Origin of the sequence: Rahnella aquatilis CIP 78.65 = ATCC 33071, assembly GCF_000241955.1 — a bacterium.
GTDB lineage: Bacteria > Pseudomonadota > Gammaproteobacteria > Enterobacterales > Enterobacteriaceae > Rahnella > Rahnella aquatilis.
Genome location: NC_016818.1, coordinates 1,123,867 through 1,139,777, shown reverse-complemented (window position 1 = coordinate 1,139,777; position 15,911 = coordinate 1,123,867). Strand labels below are relative to the sequence as shown.

Here is a 15,911-nt window from a genome sequence, read left to right as displayed (position 1 = left end):
CGTCAAAAATATCTGTGATCTGAGTTGTAAGCCGGAGTAAAACCCAATCCCCGCGCCTTATTGCGGGCATTGCCTTTGCTATGCTTGACTAATAATTTCAGGTGATACCTTTCCGGTAGGTGATATGAATCCAGACAAACAGCCCTCCCCTGCGCTTTCCGCTACGCAACGCCGTTGCCACGTGTTGCTGATGCTGTACGCGCCGCTGACGGCGGTTCAGCTGGAGATCATCAGCGAAATTAACGGCGTCGGATTAGGCACGACGTGGGAAGATCTGGCGGAAGTGACCTGCGAAATTCAGCGGATCCATCAGCTTGATGTGCTGCAATACAGCGAAAAAGAATGCCGCATTCAGGGCGATGCGCTGGCACAGCGGCTGTGTTTATTTCAGGGATTGCGCCGGACGTTGCGCATTTCGCCGGACTTTGTTTCCCGCCATTTTATCCCGTGGCTGCATATCGCTTTCGAAGGCCAGACCTGCCCGAAGGCGGCATTGCGCACCGACATTCTCGGCATGGTGCTGGAAGATTCCGGTGCGCTGTTACCCAAACCGCTCAGCGGGCATGACCGCCAGCTGATGCTGATTTGTCTGCAATATTGTCTGTGGCAAAACAACGGCGCGACCGGTCTGCGTTTCACCGAACAACAGCGCCGCTGGCTGCGCGAAAAGCCCGAATATCCGGCGGCCCGTGAGCTGTTTATCCAGCTACAGGAACTGAGCAACGGCCTGCTGGATGACTGCGAGTGTGAGTTTTTCACCCTGATGTTACGGATGCTGAAAATCCACAGTTACCAGAGTTCCGGTTCGACGGAAGATCAGCGGCTGTTGTTAGAAATTGAGAACATGGTGGCGCGTTTTCAGGACATCGCCGGGATGAAGTTCAGCAGCTATGAAGGGCTGGTCGGCCAGCTTTTCGCCCATCTTGGCCCGGCAATTGAACGCTGTCATTTCGGTATTGGCATCGACAATCTGATGCAGGATGAAGTTAACCGCATGTATCCGCGTCTGGTGCGAACCACCCGCGAGGCGTTACGGGGTTTTGAACACGAATATCTCATTACGCTTTCAGAAGATGAAATCGGGCTGGTGGCGATCACTTTCGGCGCATGGCTGATGCAGGGTAATGCCTTGCAGGAAAAACAGATCCTGCTGCTGACCCATGATAATCCAGAGCTGGAAGAGGCCGTTGAACAGCAGATCCGCGAAGCCACGCTGCTGCCGCTGAACATCAAGTATCAGACTCTGGCGGATTTCTATAAATTCGGTGCCCCGAGCGGCGTGGCGATGATTGTCACGCCTTACGCCACCCGCAGCACCGACGCCGACCCGCTGGTGATCCACACACAATTGCCGCTGGCAAAAGAGCAGCGAAAACGTATCCGCTCGCTGCTCGAAGCCCCCTAGCGGGCGGAAACCTCTGGCGCTGACGGCGTAACCGCCGGGCGAAGGAAAATCGCCGGCACCGCCAGCAGCGCCATCACCCAGAACAATCCGGCATGCAGATGTTCGAACAGGAAACCGGACACCATGGTCATCACCGCCACGCCGCCGCCCATCGCCAGCGCGGAATAGACCGATTGCAGACGGATCACCTGATCGCGTGGCCGTGCGGCGATGAACCGCATGCCTGCCAGATGGCAAACCGTAAACGTGCCGCAGTGCAAAATCTGTATCACAATCAGCCACGGCAGCGCGGTAAACGCCCCCATCAGTCCCCAGCGGACCACCCCGCAGAACGCCGACAGCAACAGGAGATCCCGCGCCGACCAGCGCCGGAACAACTGATGGCTGAAAGTAAACACCAGCACTTCCGCCACTACGCCCAGCGACCATAGATAACCAATGGTCGTTGAGGAATAGCCGACATCCTGCCAGTAAATCGCGCTGAAACCGTAATACGCCGCATGCGCGCCCTGCAACAGCGTGACGCACAGCAAAAAGCGCCAGACCGGTTTTTCGCCGAGCAATGCTTTCCACGAAATACCCGGCGCACCGCTTGACCGCGGCTCCCCCGCCGGTTTCACGCTCGGGCGCAATAACATCCCGAGCAGCATTGCCGCTACGCCTGCGGTCAGCGTATAGAGAATCGCGTTATGACCATACACCTCAACCAGTTTGCCGGTCACTGCGGAACCGATCACAAACGCAATGGAACCCCAGACCCGCACCTTGCCGTAATCCATATTGATCTGGCGTTGCAGCGTACCCGCCAGCGCATCAGTCAGCGGCACCAGCGGACCAAAAAACAGACTGAAACCAGCAATGTTGATCATCAGCCACGCCCAGCCGTTGCCAAACCAGAAGCCAACGGCAAACGCCAGCGTGAGCAGCGCCAGAATACGCAGGCCGGTAATGAGATAAGAAGGATCTTTAATGGATGGCGAAATGATTAACGTGCCGAGAAAACGGGCGACCAGACCCGCGCCGAGCAGCAGGCCGATGCTTTCGGAGGAGATGCCCTCGCCTTTTAGCCATAAGCCCCAGAAAGGAAGAAAAATACCGTAACTGAAAAAATAGGTGAAATAACTGAGTGCAAGCCAGCGCGTGGAACGCAATTCCATAAATCCTCCGGTGTGAGGCCAATACATTGACAAAGCTCACAATCGCTAGCAATCCGCAGACGCTTTCTTACTCCAGTAATGTCTGCCAGCTCACAAATTCTGATACATGCCCATAAAAAAACCCGCCGGAGCGGGTTTTAGCAGCTGAACGGCTTCGCAAATATTACGCGTAAACCGGGAAGCGTGCACAGATGTCGAGAACTTTCTGTTTAACGCGTTCGATGGTCGCTTCGTCGTTCACGTTGTCCAGCACGTCACAGATCCAGCCAGCCAGTTCACGTGCTTCAGCTTCTTTGAAGCCGCGACGAGTCACGGCCGGAGTACCGATACGCACACCGGACGTCACAAACGGGCTCTTAGGATCGTTAGGAACGCTGTTTTTGTTCACGGTGATGTTAGCGCGCCCCAGAGCGGCATCGGCTTCTTTACCGGTCAGGTTTTTATCCACCAGATCCATCAGGAACAGGTGATTGTGCGTGCCGCCGGAAACCACTTTGTAGCCGCGTTCCAGAACCACCGCCACCATAGCCTGTGCGTTTTTAGCCACCTGCTGCTGGTAAATTTTGAACTCAGGTTCCATCGCTTCTTTCAGTGCTACCGCTTTACCGGCAATCACGTGCATCAGCGGGCCGCCCTGACCACCCGGGAAGACGGCAGAGTTCAGTTTTTTGTAGAATTCTTCGTCACCGCCTTTCGCCAGAATCAGACCGCCGCGTGGGCCAGCCAGGGTTTTGTGCGTGGTGGTGGTCACGATGTGTGCATGCGGAACCGGGTTCGGGTAAACGCCCGCAGCAATCAGACCGGCAACGTGTGCCATGTCAACGAAGAAGTAAGCACCCACGCTGTCGGCGATTTCACGCATTTTTGCCCAGTCAACAATACCGGAGAATGCGGAGAAACCACCGATGATCATTTTCGGTTTATGCGTTTCGGCCTGACGTTTCACGTCTTCGTAATCAATGTCGCCGCTTTCGTCGATACCATAAGGCACCACGTTATACAGTTTACCGGACAGGTTAACCGGTGAACCGTGAGTCAGGTGACCGCCATGTCCAAGGTTCATCCCCAAAATGGTGTCGCCCGGTTGCAGCAGCGCGGTGTATACCGCAAAGTTGGCCTGTGAGCCGGAGTGTGGCTGAACGTTGGCGAAATCGGCACCGAACAATTCTTTTGCACGGTCGATAGCCAGTTGTTCAACGATGTCGACGTACTCACAACCACCATAATAACGTTTGCCCGGATAGCCTTCGGCATATTTGTTGGTCAGTTGCGAACCCTGAGCCTGCATGACACGCGGGCTGGTATAGTTTTCTGACGCAATCAGCTCGATATGTTCTTCCTGACGAACAACTTCTTTTTCCATTGCTGCCCACAGCTCAGCATCATAATCGGCAATGTTCATTTCACGCTTTAACATCCGCATCTCCTGACTCAACAAACTAAAAATAAACGCCCCTTCCGGGTTCTGCGCCACAGTGTAAATGTTTAAGCGGCCTTCGGATAGGGTCAGCTTGAGGTTTTTAGGCAAACGATTGGCTCCAGATACAGCAAGGCTTTGATCTGCGAACCTCTGTCCATGATCAAGAGATATTTATTCACCTGATCATGTACAAATTTCAGCTTTGTGACTCAGCACTCTACCGGAAAAGCCCTTACCCCTTTAGGGGGTGTTTACAGAATTTGTGGGTTTATATAAGATGCATTTAAAATACATGTTTAAATATAATCATCACAGACACGGAGTTCACCATGCTTGATTCAGCCACTATCGCCACCGTTAAATCCACCATTCCATTGCTCGCTGCCACCGGCCCGAAGCTGACCGCACATTTCTATGACCGCATGTTTGCGCATAATCCCGAGCTGAAGGACATCTTCAATATGAGCAACCAGCGCAACGGCGATCAGCGTCAGGCGCTGTTTGATGCCATCTGCGCTTACGCCGCTAATATTGAAAATCTGGCGGCGCTGCTGCCTGCAGTGGAACGCATCGCGCAAAAACACACCAGCTTCACCATCCAGCCTGAGCAATACAATATTGTCGGCGCTCACCTGCTGGCAACGCTGGATGAAATGTTCAGTCCGGGTCAGGAAGTGCTGGATGCGTGGGGCAAAGCCTATGGTGTGCTGGCAAATGTATTTATTAACCGCGAAGCCGAAATTTATCAGGACAGTGCAGAAAAAACCGGTGGCTGGCGTGGTACACGCGAATTCCGCATCGCCGAAAAACAGCCGCAGAGTGAGCTTATCACCTCTTTCCTGCTGGAACCTGTCGATGGCAAACCGGTGGCTGACTTCCGGCCGGGACAATATCTGGCGGTGTATATCCGTGACGCCTCGCTGGAAAATCAGGAAATTCGTCAGTATTCCCTGACACAGGCACCGAACGGCAAAACCTACCGCATCGCGGTAAAACGCGAAGGTCAGGGCGCGGTGTCCAGCTTCCTGCATAATTTTGCGCAGCCGGGCGACATCATTCATCTGGCCGCCCCGCACGGTGATTTCTTTATGGATATCAGCGATACCACGCCGGTGGCGCTGATTTCCGCCGGTGTCGGTCAGACGCCGATGTTAGGCATGCTTAATACACTGGCAGAGCACGGACACCATGCCCCGGTTCAGTGGCTGCACGCAGCAGAAAACGGCGCGGTGCATGCGTTTGCCGGTGAAGTGACAAGCGCGCAGGGTCGTCTGCCGCAACTGGAAAGCCATGTCTGGTATAACCAGCCACAGACGAACGATTTACCCGGTGAACATTTTCAGTATGAAGGGCTGATGGATCTGAGCAAAGTCAGCGATCAGCTGAGCGATCCGGCGATGCATTTCTATTTGTGCGGCCCGGTTGGCTTTATGCAGTTTGCGGCAAAACAACTGCTGGCGATGAACATCAGCGAAGCGAACATTCATTACGAATGCTTCGGCCCGCATAAAGTGATTTAATCCCTGCACGAAAAGAAAAAGGCTGACACAGAGTGTCAGCCTTTTTTATTTGCCGCATCAGTATGGATTAATGACGGCGGCGACGTCGCACCAGGAACAGCAAAATCAGCAGAATAATCACCAGCCCGGCAATGCCCATTCCCCAGTGCGCCAGTTCCAGCAGCGGCGAAGGCGTGCCGCCTGCGCGTAATTCCTTCACCCTCTCCGGCGTCACTTTCGCCTGATCGTTACCAAACTGCTGCAACAACTGATTGCTCAGTGTGGCAACCTGCGTATCTGACAGCAAATGCTCAAACGCCGGCATCGCGACATCTTTGCTTTCCGGCCCACGCTGCACGCCATGCAGGATCGCCATCACCAGATTGTCGCTGTTCAGATGTCCCAGCGCGGTGTTATTTATCAGCGACGGCAAACCACCGTCCTTACTGCCCCGCCCGTCGGGCTGATGACAACTGGCGCAATAGCCGTCATACACCTGCCAGCCGGTCATTTTATCGGCACCGGCTGGACGCGGAACACCACGCAGAGTATCAACGTAAGTTGCCGGTGATCCGAACTGATCGGCGGCTCTCGCCTGCCCTTCCTGAGTGACCGGCGTGGTCTGTTTCAGCCAGACGGCAATCGCCTGTAAATCACTGTCGCTCAGATGGCTCAGGCTGTGATCGATAGCTTCCGCCATCGGCCCTGCCGCCTGCGCTTTACCCGGCACATGACCGGTTTTCAGGTAACCGGCGATTTCATCCGTGCTCCAGTTGCCAATACCGCTGACGGCATCCGGGGTGATATTCGGCGCAAACCAGGTGCCCAGACTGCTGCCACCCAGCGCTTTATCGCCCTGCTCCGCCATCAGCGCATTACGCGGCGTATGGCAGGTGCTGCAGTGCGCGAGGGCTTCCCCCAGATACGCCCCGCGGTTCACCTGATCGCTTTTCGACGGATCGGCTTTAAACGCGCCTTTCTCGAGGAACAGCAAATTCCAGCCCGCCATCGACAAACGCACGTTGAACGGGAACGGCAGCGCGGTCGGCGTTGACGGCACATCCACCGGTTGCACGCCCTGCATGAAATAGGCGTACAGCGCTTTCATGTCGTCATCGCTGATTTTGGCATACGAGGTATACGGCATTGCCGGATACAGATTCGCGCCGTCGCCGCGCACGCCATCGCGCACCGCGTGTTCAAACTGTTCCAGCGTGTAATTGCCGATGCCGTCCTTTTTAGACGGCGTGATGTTGCTCGAATAAATGGTGCCCAGCGGCGTCGCCAGCCCGAGACCTCCGGCGAATGGCTTACCGCCTTCGGTGGAATGGCAGGCCACGCAGTCACCGGCTACTGCGATATATTCGCCTTTCCTGATCAGCGCATCCTGTTGCGGCGACAACGCGGCATAAGCTGCGCCCGCACTGAGGCTCAGGCCAAAGGCCAGCAACGCGCCCGTCAGACGTTTTTGAGTTAAACGGTTCAGAGTCATGTCAGTCAGCCTATAGCGCAGTTTTGGCAAGATGGTCAGCGGTACGTAACGCCAGGGCGACCGCAGTCAGCGTCGAGTTGACCGTGGCAGACGTCGGCATTACGCCGGTACTGGTGATGAACAGATTTTCATGGTCATGAGTGCGTCCGAACGCATCCACCACGGAATCTTTCGGGTCATGCCCCATGCTCATCGTACCGGTAATATGCTGGTTATTGCCGTAAACGCCCGGCTTGCTGAAGCGCAAATTGGTGCCGCCCATCAGTCTGGCAATCTCAGTGTATTCCTTCACGGCGCGCGCCATACCGCGATGCACATAATCGTCCATGTGGTAAATCGCCGCCGGTTTCGGGATGCCCAGTTTGTCTTTTTTGTCGCTGAGAATGATGCGGTTGTCGTAGTTCGGCAACTGCTCCATCACGTTTTTCAGGCTGGTCTGGTGCGATGCCCGGCGACGAATTTCGTTATCCAGGCTGATGCCGTAAACGCCTTCCGCCAGCAGATCCTGCGTGACCGATTGCACCTGGGAAGAGTTGGCGATATCGATACGGAACGAGGCATAATCTTTGCGGAAATCGCCGTCGCGCAGGCTGTTGATAGAGGCCGGACTCATTGGCCCGCGGCCCGCCCACAATGGTTCTTCGGTTTCAAACGTCAGAGAATTACTCGGGTGATCCATCAGATGACGCCCGACAGTGCCGGAGCTGTTGGCCAGCCCGTCCGGATATTTATCACTGGCGGAAATCAGCAACAGTTTCGGGCTTTCGATACCGTTGGCAGCCAGCACAAAGTTTTTTGCCGTGACTTTATGCTCGCCTTTATCCGGGTCGTAATAATGCGCGGCGACAATGCGGCCTTTTTCGTCATGCTCCAGACGGTAAACCACCGCGCTGGTGATCAGTTTTGCACCCGCCGCTTCAGCAGCCTGCGCGGCGATGCCGCCATGATATTGCGCGTCAATCGGGCAAATCGGCATACAGTTATTGTTACCGCAACAGGCCGGACGCCCGTCGTAGTTACGGCTGTTACGGGCGGTGGTGTTGACGATCACGTCATAGCCGCCCGGTGCCAGACGCTCGCGAAAGCGCTGTTGCAGCCAGGATTCGGCGACCGGCTCCATCGGGAAAGGCTGGCTGCGCGGTGAGCCGTTATCGGGCGCACCGGAGACGCCCATTTTCACTTCAGCTTCGTAATAAAACGGTTCCAGTTCGTCATAGGATAACGGCCAGTCACGCCCCACGCCGTACAACGTTTTGATCTTCATATCGTTTGGCAGAACGCGCCACGCCTGCGCCGCCCAGTGCCAGGTGGTGCCGCCCATAATACGGATATATTCCGCCGGGAACGGATACGGCCCCTGCTGTTGCAGATAATCATTATCTTCCGGTTTATAGACCGGATGCGGTGACCAGTCCGAGTACGGATATGGCGACATAAAGTCTTTTTTGCGCGGCGAATTACGGAAGTTTTCAGTCAGCGTACCGCGATCAATGCGCGGGCCGGATTCCAGAATAATGACGGAGATGCCCTGCTTTGCCAGACGCTGTGCGACCAGCGAGCCACAGATCCCCGAGCCGATGACAACGACGTCAGCGGAAAGTTGTTTACTCATTGCTTAACCCTTTTTGAATGTTATTTTCAGACAGGCTGTTTTGCCCAGGTGCCGTATGCACCGTAGGCATAGCTCGGCGGATTGAGGTGATCGCGTACCGCGACGTTCATCAGCGCGTTTTCATACGCCAGACAAACCGCCTGTTTGCCATCGCCGACCACGCCGAGATACCACGCCTGAAGGATGCTGCGCGGCAGTTTCGCCAGCGCCGGTTGCTGTGCGTCCAGCGTTTTTTGCAAATCAGCGGCATCAATGTGATTTGCCGTGATAAACGCCTGCAAAGCCTGAACCTGTGCGGTGAAATCCGGGTACAGCGCTAACATCGTCTGGTAATAACGTTCAGAAAGGGCCGGATCCAGTTGGTCGTGCCCGGTCAGATACAGTGAGAGTTGAGTGAAATCCTGTTTTGCCTGTGACAAACCGGCAACCGGCGCAGCATAGACCGGGCTGAGCAGCAGCTTATTCATCAGCGGAACGGAAAGCGCCGCCAGTGCGCCCCCTAAAAATACGCGACGGGAAATGCGTATGGGTTTTTCTTGTGGTGACATTGCAAAGCCTTTTGAATGGGTGTGAAAACCACGATCAACGGAGATCAATCCACACCAGTTCCGGCCGCCCGATACTTTCACCCTGAATTGTTTTAGTGGGTGACTACAACGTATCTGACAAGTATTTCGAACTGGTATAACAACAAACGTGATTTTACTCTCACTTTTTCAATGAAGTCACAATAAAAACCCCACAAGATTCACATAAAAATAACAAATAGCATTTTTTGTGGTGATTACGGGAAGGAGTTTTACAGGGCGCTGAACAGCATTAAGGAATAAAAACAAAATAAACAAAGGCCTGGGGAATAATTGATTAAAAACTGATTGGTATAACAAGATGGGACAAACGGAGAGGGACAAACGGAAAGTAAAAACTCAGGGCCGGTAACCTGACATTACCCGCCCTGATGAAACATTAAATCGCTTCTTCGTCCTGCTCGCCGGTACGGATGCGCACCACACGCGCTACATCAAACACGAAGATTTTACCGTCACCGATTTTACCGGTCTGGGCGGTCGTCATAATGGTTTCCACGCAGGTATCCACGATGTCATCCGCCACGACAATTTCGATTTTCACTTTCGGCAGGAAATCGACCATGTATTCAGCACCACGGTACAGTTCGGTGTGACCTTTCTGACGGCCAAAGCCTTTCACTTCGGTCACGGTCATTCCGGTAATCCCGACTTCAGCCAGTGCTTCACGGACATCGTCGAGTTTGAATGGTTTGATAATCGCATCAATCTTTTTCATGGCGGACCCTTATAATCATTCGTTTGCTCTCCGCCTTCCTGAGCGGCAGCATGGTTCACAATCTGGTTTCGGATGCCGGAGGCATGCGAAGGCGCTAAAGGTATCATAGTTCAGCGACAGGAATGTACCTCAGGCCTCTGAAAGTAAATTCCCGTTACTCTTTAAAATCGGTGGCTTCCAGCTCATGGCGGGACAGCAACTTGTAAAACTCGGTGCGGTTACGCCCGGCAATACGTGCTGCCTGCGTCACGTTGCCTTTGGTGATTTGCAGCAGCTTGCGCAGATAATTCAGCTCGAACTGATTACGCGCATCGGCAAACGTCGGCAGAGCGGTGTTTTCTCCTTCCAGCGCCTGTTGCACCAGAGCTTCGCTGATCACCGGTGCAGACGTCAGCGCCACGCATTGCTCGATGACATTCACTAACTGGCGCACATTGCCCGGCCAGCTGGCGGCCATCAGCCGTTTCAGCGCATCCGTCGAAAAGCTGCGCACAAAAGGTTTATGCCGCTGCGCCGCGATACGCAGCAGATGATTGGCCAGCAGCGGAATGTCTTCTGATCTTTCACTCAGCGTCGGCAACTTCAGGCTGACGACGTTAAGGCGATAAAACAGGTCTTCGCGAAATTCACCCTTCTCCATCGCTTTCGGCAAATCACGGTGTGTCGCAGAAATAATGCGCACATCCACATCAATATCCTGATTGCTGCCCAGCGGGCGCACCTTGCGCTCCTGCAACACGCGAAGCAATTTTACCTGCAGCGACAGCGGCATATCGCCGATTTCATCGAGGAACAACGTGCCACCGGTTGCTGCCTGGAACAGCCCTTCCCGGCTGCTCACCGCGCCGGTAAATGCCCCTTTGGCGTGACCAAATAATTCGGATTCCAGCAACTGTTCCGGCAACGCGCCGCAGTTAATGGCAATAAAGGCTTTCTTGCCACGCGGGCTGGCACCGTGAATGGCCTGCGCCAGCACTTCTTTACCGGTGCCACTTTGGCCGTTAATCAGCACGCTGACATCAGACTGCGCGACCATATTGGCCTGTTCAAGCAGGCGCAACATGATCGGGCTGCGGGTGACAATCGATTCGCGCCAGCTTTCATCGGCCGACGGGCTGGACTGCGCCAGTGCTTCATCTATCGCTTTATACAGCGCATCACGGTCAACCGGTTTGGTGAGGAATCCAAATACGCCCTGCTGGGTGGCGGCGACCGCATCGGGAATAGAACCGTGCGCCGTCAGAATGATCACCGGCATGCCTGGCTGGAATTTCTGGATTTCGGCGAACAGCGCCATGCCATCCATTTCATCCATGCGCAAATCGCTCAGCACCAGATCAATACGTTCGCGGTGCAGCAAGCGCAACGCTTCAGCACCGCTTTCCGCCGTGGTGACGCGAAAACCTTCGCTGGTCAGGCGCATGCCCAGCAGTTTTAACAGGCTGGGATCATCATCAACCAGCAATAAGCTGGCAGCTTTACGTATCGTCATTTTGCGTTCTGATCCTTAGCGGGCGGCGCATAGGTTTCGGCAGGTTTGACCGGATTACCGGAAGCCGCTTTCGCAGGTGCGGTGGCATCATTATCCGGCAAATCCCCCTGAATCTGTTTACGCGAGGAAAGCTGGCGCTCGATGTCGGTCAGATTTTCCAGCTTACGCCGCGTATCCGCAAGGTTGTTTTCCAGCACCTGCCGTGCGGCGGCCATCGACTGAAGTTTTTCTTCATTCAACACCTGCTGACGGGCGTTACGGGCTTTTTCATCCCCCAGCACCACCTGCAAATTCTGGCGCTCACGCCATAACTGCACCAGCGGGCGAATCGAACCCGGCATCTGGCCACGGTACTCGCTCACTTTCGCCAGCAATGCGCGACGCTGTTGCTGATCGGGATCCGCACCGGCGAGCAGGATGCTTTGTTTAAACACCCGTTCCCAACTTGTGGCCGGGATCTGCTGCGCCTGGTAACGCGCCTGCGCATCACTCATCCGGTCAGCGCAGTCCATCGCCCGCAACCAGTACAGCGAATTGGTCAGTGCGTCATTATCATCCAGCGCCCAGAGGGTTTCACAGGGCGCGATACGAAAGTCTATCACTTTGCTGTCAGGCACGACCTGATCGGAAACGTGCTGATAATAGGGGTTATTGGCAGAATGCGGCACGCAGCCTGCCAGCACCAGCGGAGCACTCAATAAGATTATCCGGCAGCGTGACAGCGCATGCAGCCAGCCTGAAAATTTCATCATTATTCATTCTTCTCAGCCGTCAGGGGCAATTCGATACGAAAACAGACGTCCGCATCCTCAACGGCAACCAGTTGCAGCTCTCCATGCATGCGGCGAATACAGTCCTGAGCAATACTCAACCCCAGACCGCTGCCTTTTACAGCCCCTTTCCTCTGCTGGCTACCCTGGTAAAAAGGTTCAAAAATCATCGCGCGCTCGGCCTGCGGGATCGGTATACCCGTGTTCGCCACCTCGATCATCACCCGTTCGTTTTCCTGCCGGCTGCGGACCCAAATAGTACCGGATTCAGCCCCATAGTGCACCGCATTGGAATAGAGATTATCCAGTACCCGCCTGAGTAAAGTCGGTTCCGCCAGACATCGGGGTGCGCCGATCATCACCTCAGTGCGAATTTTTTTTGCGCGGGCAGGCAGGCTGTTAGCGGTCACGACGTCATCGACCAGCGCTTTAACATCGACAACCACACTCAGCGTCGGCGCATCAGCCAGTTTGCGGTTGTAATCGAGCAGTTGTTCAATCAGCGTTTGCAGGTGGCGGCTGCTGTTATTAAGGATAGCCACCACCTCTTTTTGGTCCGGCGTCAGCCGCCCGGCCACTTCATCCGCCAGCAGTTCGGTGCCTTCGCGCATGCTGGCAAGAGGGGTTTTGAGTTCATGAGAAATATGACGCAGGAATTCATGGCGTTGTGACTCCAGCCACGCAAGACGTTCACTCAGCCAGACGATGCGCTGCACCAGCGATCGGATCTCCCGCGGCCCTTTAAAGCGGGTCACATCGCCCAGATTACGCCCTTCTCCCAGCCGGTTGATCATACGTTCGACACCTTTCACCGGCCCGATAATCATGCGGGTGAACAGCACCACCAGCGCACCGCTGAGCAGAAAAAGCACCAGCGCCTGCCAGCCAAAGAACTGGCCGCGTTCGGCAATCGCGCGCTGAAGCTGTTGTCCGCGTGAGAACACCACTTCGCGCGTCGCCTGGACCATCTCAGCATTGGTGCGCGAGAAATTTTCCAGTCGGGCGGCGGAGTCTTTATCCGGTGAGTTATTCAGGCACGTCGGTTGTGTCAGCTGCGTCAGCAAGGTGCGCAGCGTCTGGTAATAGCTTAGATCCGGCAACACAGAGGCATGCGCATCCAGTAACTGGGCATATTGTTTATGCTGATTCTGATAAAGACGGGAAAGCGTCGGATCGTCGAGGACGCAATACTGGCGATAACTGCGCTCCATTTCCAGCGCAATACCGGACATTGATTCACTGCGACGCGCGTCACTCAGCGTGGTGCGGTTGATACGCGCCGCCTGCCGGCTGAGCTGATCCAGGCTGTCGTACGCCTGATAGGCCAGCACCAGCAAGGGTAGCATCACCAGCAGGAAAGCCATCAGGACCAGCTGACGTAACGAGCCGGGGAATAAACGTCCTCTTTTCAACGCATTCATCTCATTGACCACAGATAAAGTCATGCTAGCGGACAACGGTTTAAACAGCCAGTGTCACAGAGGATATGAAGGGGGTGTAAAAAGGCAAAGTATGAAGGGTTGGCCTGCTGAAACTTCTTCAGAAAATTCAGCAGGCCGGAAGAGGTGGTGCCTCACTCAACGTGTCGTTCGATGCTTGATAACGTGCTTACGCAACGATTATCGGTCGGGTGAACGATAGGCACCGTTTCTTTGGCGTCATTCGGACATTATGAGCATATCAACGCTTTCGCGTGAGCCAATCATAATCAGGTGAATGAGCAACTGCTGCAATCTAGCAGAATGCGTGCCAACTTTAAAGGTAAATTTTCAACACCATGAATTTAAATGATTTTTATTTTAAAAGTATTTTATGGCATCTGCACAAAGCGCTATACATTGTTGAAAAAACACCCGGCGTGTCGCCAAAACCCAACAATATTCATCGGACTTATTCAAACAGTTAATTATCAATCAGTTAAACGTCTCCAAATGACGACAACACATAACGCGATTGTCGTCATTTTATGACACACCCCATTTTGCAGGGGATAGCGCCGTACCGTCGCATAAAATATACGCAATGAAAAAATCTGCCGATTTGACGGGCACTTATATATCCCGTTAAAGAGTCACTTTAATATCAATATTCTTAAGAAGTGATTAAGTCATTAAAAAAATCTCTTATGTTATATTTTCCACAATATTACCCCAGCAGTTGATCAGCGAGATTATTATGTTTTTCCATAAAAAGTCAGGGATTCATTTTATTAAAAAAGAGGATATTAAACATTCATCCGGAGAGAAGGAAACAATACTCAACAGCTGGCGATTTTTGCCAAAAAACCTTGTTCTGGTTCATGCCTTTGAAGGCGAAGAAAATCCGTTTTGTCAGCACCGCGCCGAGTCTCTTTTAAACAGTTGGGATATTATCAGTACATCACTGGTTGACTTAAAAGATATCAAACCCCTAACCAAAATTAAACGCTATACCGGGATGTACTGTACCACAGCTTTAATTCTGGACGTCCCGGTACAGAATATTCTTGGGACGCATCCGACTGACGTCTGGTTTCCTAATCACATCGGGCGTAAAAATGACTATGCCGCGGGAAGGATTATCGATGCCTCAGCTCTTAGCCGGGCGATATTCCGGGGAGAAGGCAAAGACGATTACCATTGTGAAGGAGGATATCAGCGGCTGCTGACACCTCAGGCGCTTCTGTCAGAAGATAAAAAAACACGCTCTGTCGAATCACATAATGAGGTACTCATTATCGGTCGCCCGGGAGTTAAGTTATATGCTGGTCTGCCGGCAACACAAAGTATCCGGGTGCGCAAAATAGTCGTTGTCGAACAGACAGAGAGTAACGATATGTATGATTATTATGCAGGCTCACCGGAAATCGTCGCAGCTAAAGCAGCAGAAATCAACAAAGTAGAATACGAAATAATTTGAGTAACTGGCGACACGCACGGAACGCGCCGCTGATGAAATAACAATAAAGACAACCGCAGATTTTATAAAAAGACTGACGATTTCTGGAGTAATATTATGCCATTTTTTAAAAAAAAGAACTCTAAACCAATCCCTGAAGAACTGCAGTTAACAGAGCAGGAAAATAAAAAAACGCGGGATATGCAGAGAGCAGCAACATTGCAAAGTTGGGCGGTTCTTCCCGAAAATCATGTTTTGGTTCATACCTTTCAATTGCATATAAGTCCCTTCTGCCATCAGAATGCGGCGTCACTGTTGAATAGCTGGGATATCTTCAGCGCGTCGCTGATTGATTTAAAAGACATTAAACCTCTGACAAGCGCCACATCACGATATACCGGAATGTTTCACAACGTCGCGCTGGTACTTGAAGTACCACGACAAAATATACTCGGGACATTCCCGCATGACGTGTGGTTTATCAACCATGCTGGTCGGAAAGATTATAGCCCTACAGGGCCGGTGATCAGGCCCTATGAACTTGTGGACTGTATAAGGAGCGGAAGAGGGGTAGAGAATTACAAATGTGCCGGTGGATATCAGCAACTCCTTACCCCCACCCGACTTATGATTAAAGATAAAATCTTCCGCAAAGATCATAGCCACAATGAAATTCTGGTCATTGGCAAGTCGGGTCTCAATTTATATGCAGGGCTTCCGCCGACACAACCGATCCGGGTGACCAAGGTACTAGCCGTCGATAAAACTCTTTTCCCTAACCACGGTAATGTACATTTTGATCAAATGAAGACAGCGGAAGAGATTGGAAAATATGTTGCCCGGCTCAACAACGTGCCCTTTGAAATCCTCTGAGGCAGCGCC

General features: G+C 53.2%; 13 protein-coding genes. 4 read left to right on the top strand and 9 right to left on the bottom strand.

Translation table 11 applies throughout. The annotated features are described in order from the left end of the window. Positions 1 to 124: 124 nt before the first annotated feature. Complete coding sequence (gene csiE, locus RAHAQ2_RS05270) at positions 125 to 1,405, top strand: stationary phase inducible protein CsiE (protein ID WP_015696244.1); 1,281 nt, start codon at positions 125 to 127, stop codon at positions 1,403 to 1,405. On the opposite strand, the gene RAHAQ2_RS05265 is transcribed toward csiE, so the two are convergent. Both RAHAQ2_RS05265 and glyA read right to left on the bottom strand, forming a co-directional pair. Continuing rightward, a complete protein-coding gene (locus RAHAQ2_RS05265) occupies positions 1,402 to 2,562 on the bottom strand; it encodes a 3-phenylpropionate MFS transporter (RefSeq protein WP_015696243.1) in 1,161 nt (386 codons plus the stop codon). The genes csiE and RAHAQ2_RS05265 overlap by 4 nt on opposite strands. Positions 2,563 to 2,725: 163 nt before the next feature. Further along, entirely contained in the window at positions 2,726 to 3,979 is a 1,254-nt protein-coding gene (gene glyA, locus RAHAQ2_RS05260) for a serine hydroxymethyltransferase (RefSeq protein WP_037038450.1), read from the bottom strand. 332 nt (positions 3,980 to 4,311) lie between these two features. On the opposite strand from glyA, the gene hmpA reads away from it, so the two are divergent. Continuing rightward, positions 4,312 to 5,502: an NO-inducible flavohemoprotein gene (gene hmpA, locus RAHAQ2_RS05255; RefSeq protein ID WP_015696241.1), complete on the top strand. Its 1,191-nt coding sequence runs from the start codon at positions 4,312 to 4,314 to the stop codon at positions 5,500 to 5,502. A 67-nt stretch (positions 5,503 to 5,569) separates the two neighbouring features. Here hmpA and RAHAQ2_RS05250 read toward each other — a convergent pair whose 3' ends face one another. The 7 genes from RAHAQ2_RS05250 to RAHAQ2_RS05220 all read right to left on the bottom strand — a co-directional run bounded on the left by RAHAQ2_RS05250 (position 5,570) and on the right by RAHAQ2_RS05220 (position 13,573). Further along, positions 5,570 to 6,973 (bottom strand): c-type cytochrome, encoded by a 1,404-nt coding sequence (locus RAHAQ2_RS05250; RefSeq protein WP_015696240.1) that lies wholly within the window; start codon positions 6,971 to 6,973, stop codon positions 5,570 to 5,572. Between the two features lie 10 nt (positions 6,974 to 6,983). Next, a complete protein-coding gene (locus tag RAHAQ2_RS05245) occupies positions 6,984 to 8,585 on the bottom strand; it encodes a GMC family oxidoreductase (protein WP_015696239.1) in 1,602 nt (533 codons plus the stop codon). 26 nt (positions 8,586 to 8,611) lie between these two features. Beyond that, positions 8,612 to 9,133, bottom strand: a complete 522-nt coding sequence (locus tag RAHAQ2_RS05240) for a sorbitol dehydrogenase family protein (protein WP_015696238.1) — start codon at positions 9,131 to 9,133, stop codon at positions 8,612 to 8,614. A gap of 418 nt (positions 9,134 to 9,551) precedes the next feature. After that, on the bottom strand, positions 9,552 to 9,890 hold the full coding sequence (glnB, locus tag RAHAQ2_RS05235; RefSeq protein WP_013574351.1) for a nitrogen regulatory protein P-II: 339 nt from the start codon (positions 9,888 to 9,890) through the stop codon (positions 9,552 to 9,554). 154 nt (positions 9,891 to 10,044) lie between these two features. Continuing rightward, a complete protein-coding gene (gene glrR / locus RAHAQ2_RS05230; RefSeq protein ID WP_015696237.1) occupies positions 10,045 to 11,382 on the bottom strand; it encodes a two-component system response regulator GlrR in 1,338 nt (445 codons plus the stop codon). Beyond that, positions 11,379 to 12,134, bottom strand: a complete 756-nt coding sequence (qseG, locus tag RAHAQ2_RS05225) for a two-component system QseEF-associated lipoprotein QseG (RefSeq protein ID WP_015696236.1) — start codon at positions 12,132 to 12,134, stop codon at positions 11,379 to 11,381. Before qseG ends, glrR begins: the two co-directional genes overlap by 4 nt. Further along, positions 12,134 to 13,573 (bottom strand): sensor histidine kinase, encoded by a 1,440-nt coding sequence (locus RAHAQ2_RS05220; RefSeq protein WP_037038457.1) that lies wholly within the window; start codon positions 13,571 to 13,573, stop codon positions 12,134 to 12,136. Before RAHAQ2_RS05220 ends, qseG begins: the two co-directional genes overlap by 1 nt. Before the next feature lie 754 nt (positions 13,574 to 14,327). Here RAHAQ2_RS05220 and RAHAQ2_RS05215 point away from each other — a divergent pair. Together RAHAQ2_RS05215 and RAHAQ2_RS05210 are read left to right on the top strand one after the other, a co-directional pair. Next, entirely contained in the window at positions 14,328 to 15,050 is a 723-nt protein-coding gene (locus RAHAQ2_RS05215) for a hypothetical protein (RefSeq protein ID WP_015696234.1), read from the top strand. 96 nt (positions 15,051 to 15,146) lie between these two features. Then, positions 15,147 to 15,902 carry a hypothetical protein gene (locus RAHAQ2_RS05210; RefSeq protein WP_015696233.1) on the top strand — a complete coding sequence of 252 codons (756 nt, stop codon included), beginning with the start codon at positions 15,147 to 15,149 and terminating at the stop codon, positions 15,900 to 15,902. Positions 15,903 to 15,911 lie beyond the last annotated feature (9 nt).

Bases quoted from the DNA above. Each gene is read 5' to 3' on its own strand.
- glrR (WP_015696237.1), bottom strand. From the start codon at position 11,382: ATGACGATACGTAAAGCTGCCAGCTTATTGCTGGTTGATGATGATCCC.
- RAHAQ2_RS05240 (WP_015696238.1), bottom strand. From the start codon at position 9,133: ATGTCACCACAAGAAAAACCCATACGCATTTCCCGTCGCGTATTTTTA.
- RAHAQ2_RS05220 (WP_037038457.1), bottom strand. From the start codon at position 13,573: ATGAATGCGTTGAAAAGAGGACGTTTATTCCCCGGCTCGTTACGTCAG.
- csiE (WP_015696244.1), top strand. From the start codon at position 125: ATGAATCCAGACAAACAGCCCTCCCCTGCGCTTTCCGCTACGCAACGC.
- RAHAQ2_RS05245 (WP_015696239.1), bottom strand. From the start codon at position 8,585: ATGAGTAAACAACTTTCCGCTGACGTCGTTGTCATCGGCTCGGGGATC.
- hmpA (WP_015696241.1), top strand. From the start codon at position 4,312: ATGCTTGATTCAGCCACTATCGCCACCGTTAAATCCACCATTCCATTG.
- RAHAQ2_RS05250 (WP_015696240.1), bottom strand. From the start codon at position 6,973: ATGACTCTGAACCGTTTAACTCAAAAACGTCTGACGGGCGCGTTGCTG.
- RAHAQ2_RS05210 (WP_015696233.1), top strand. From the start codon at position 15,147: ATGCCATTTTTTAAAAAAAAGAACTCTAAACCAATCCCTGAAGAACTG.
- qseG (WP_015696236.1), bottom strand. From the start codon at position 12,134: ATGATGAAATTTTCAGGCTGGCTGCATGCGCTGTCACGCTGCCGGATA.
- glnB (WP_013574351.1), bottom strand. From the start codon at position 9,890: ATGAAAAAGATTGATGCGATTATCAAACCATTCAAACTCGACGATGTC.
- RAHAQ2_RS05265 (WP_015696243.1), bottom strand. From the start codon at position 2,562: ATGGAATTGCGTTCCACGCGCTGGCTTGCACTCAGTTATTTCACCTAT.
- RAHAQ2_RS05215 (WP_015696234.1), top strand. From the start codon at position 14,328: ATGTTTTTCCATAAAAAGTCAGGGATTCATTTTATTAAAAAAGAGGAT.
- glyA (WP_037038450.1), bottom strand. From the start codon at position 3,979: ATGTTAAAGCGTGAAATGAACATTGCCGATTATGATGCTGAGCTGTGG.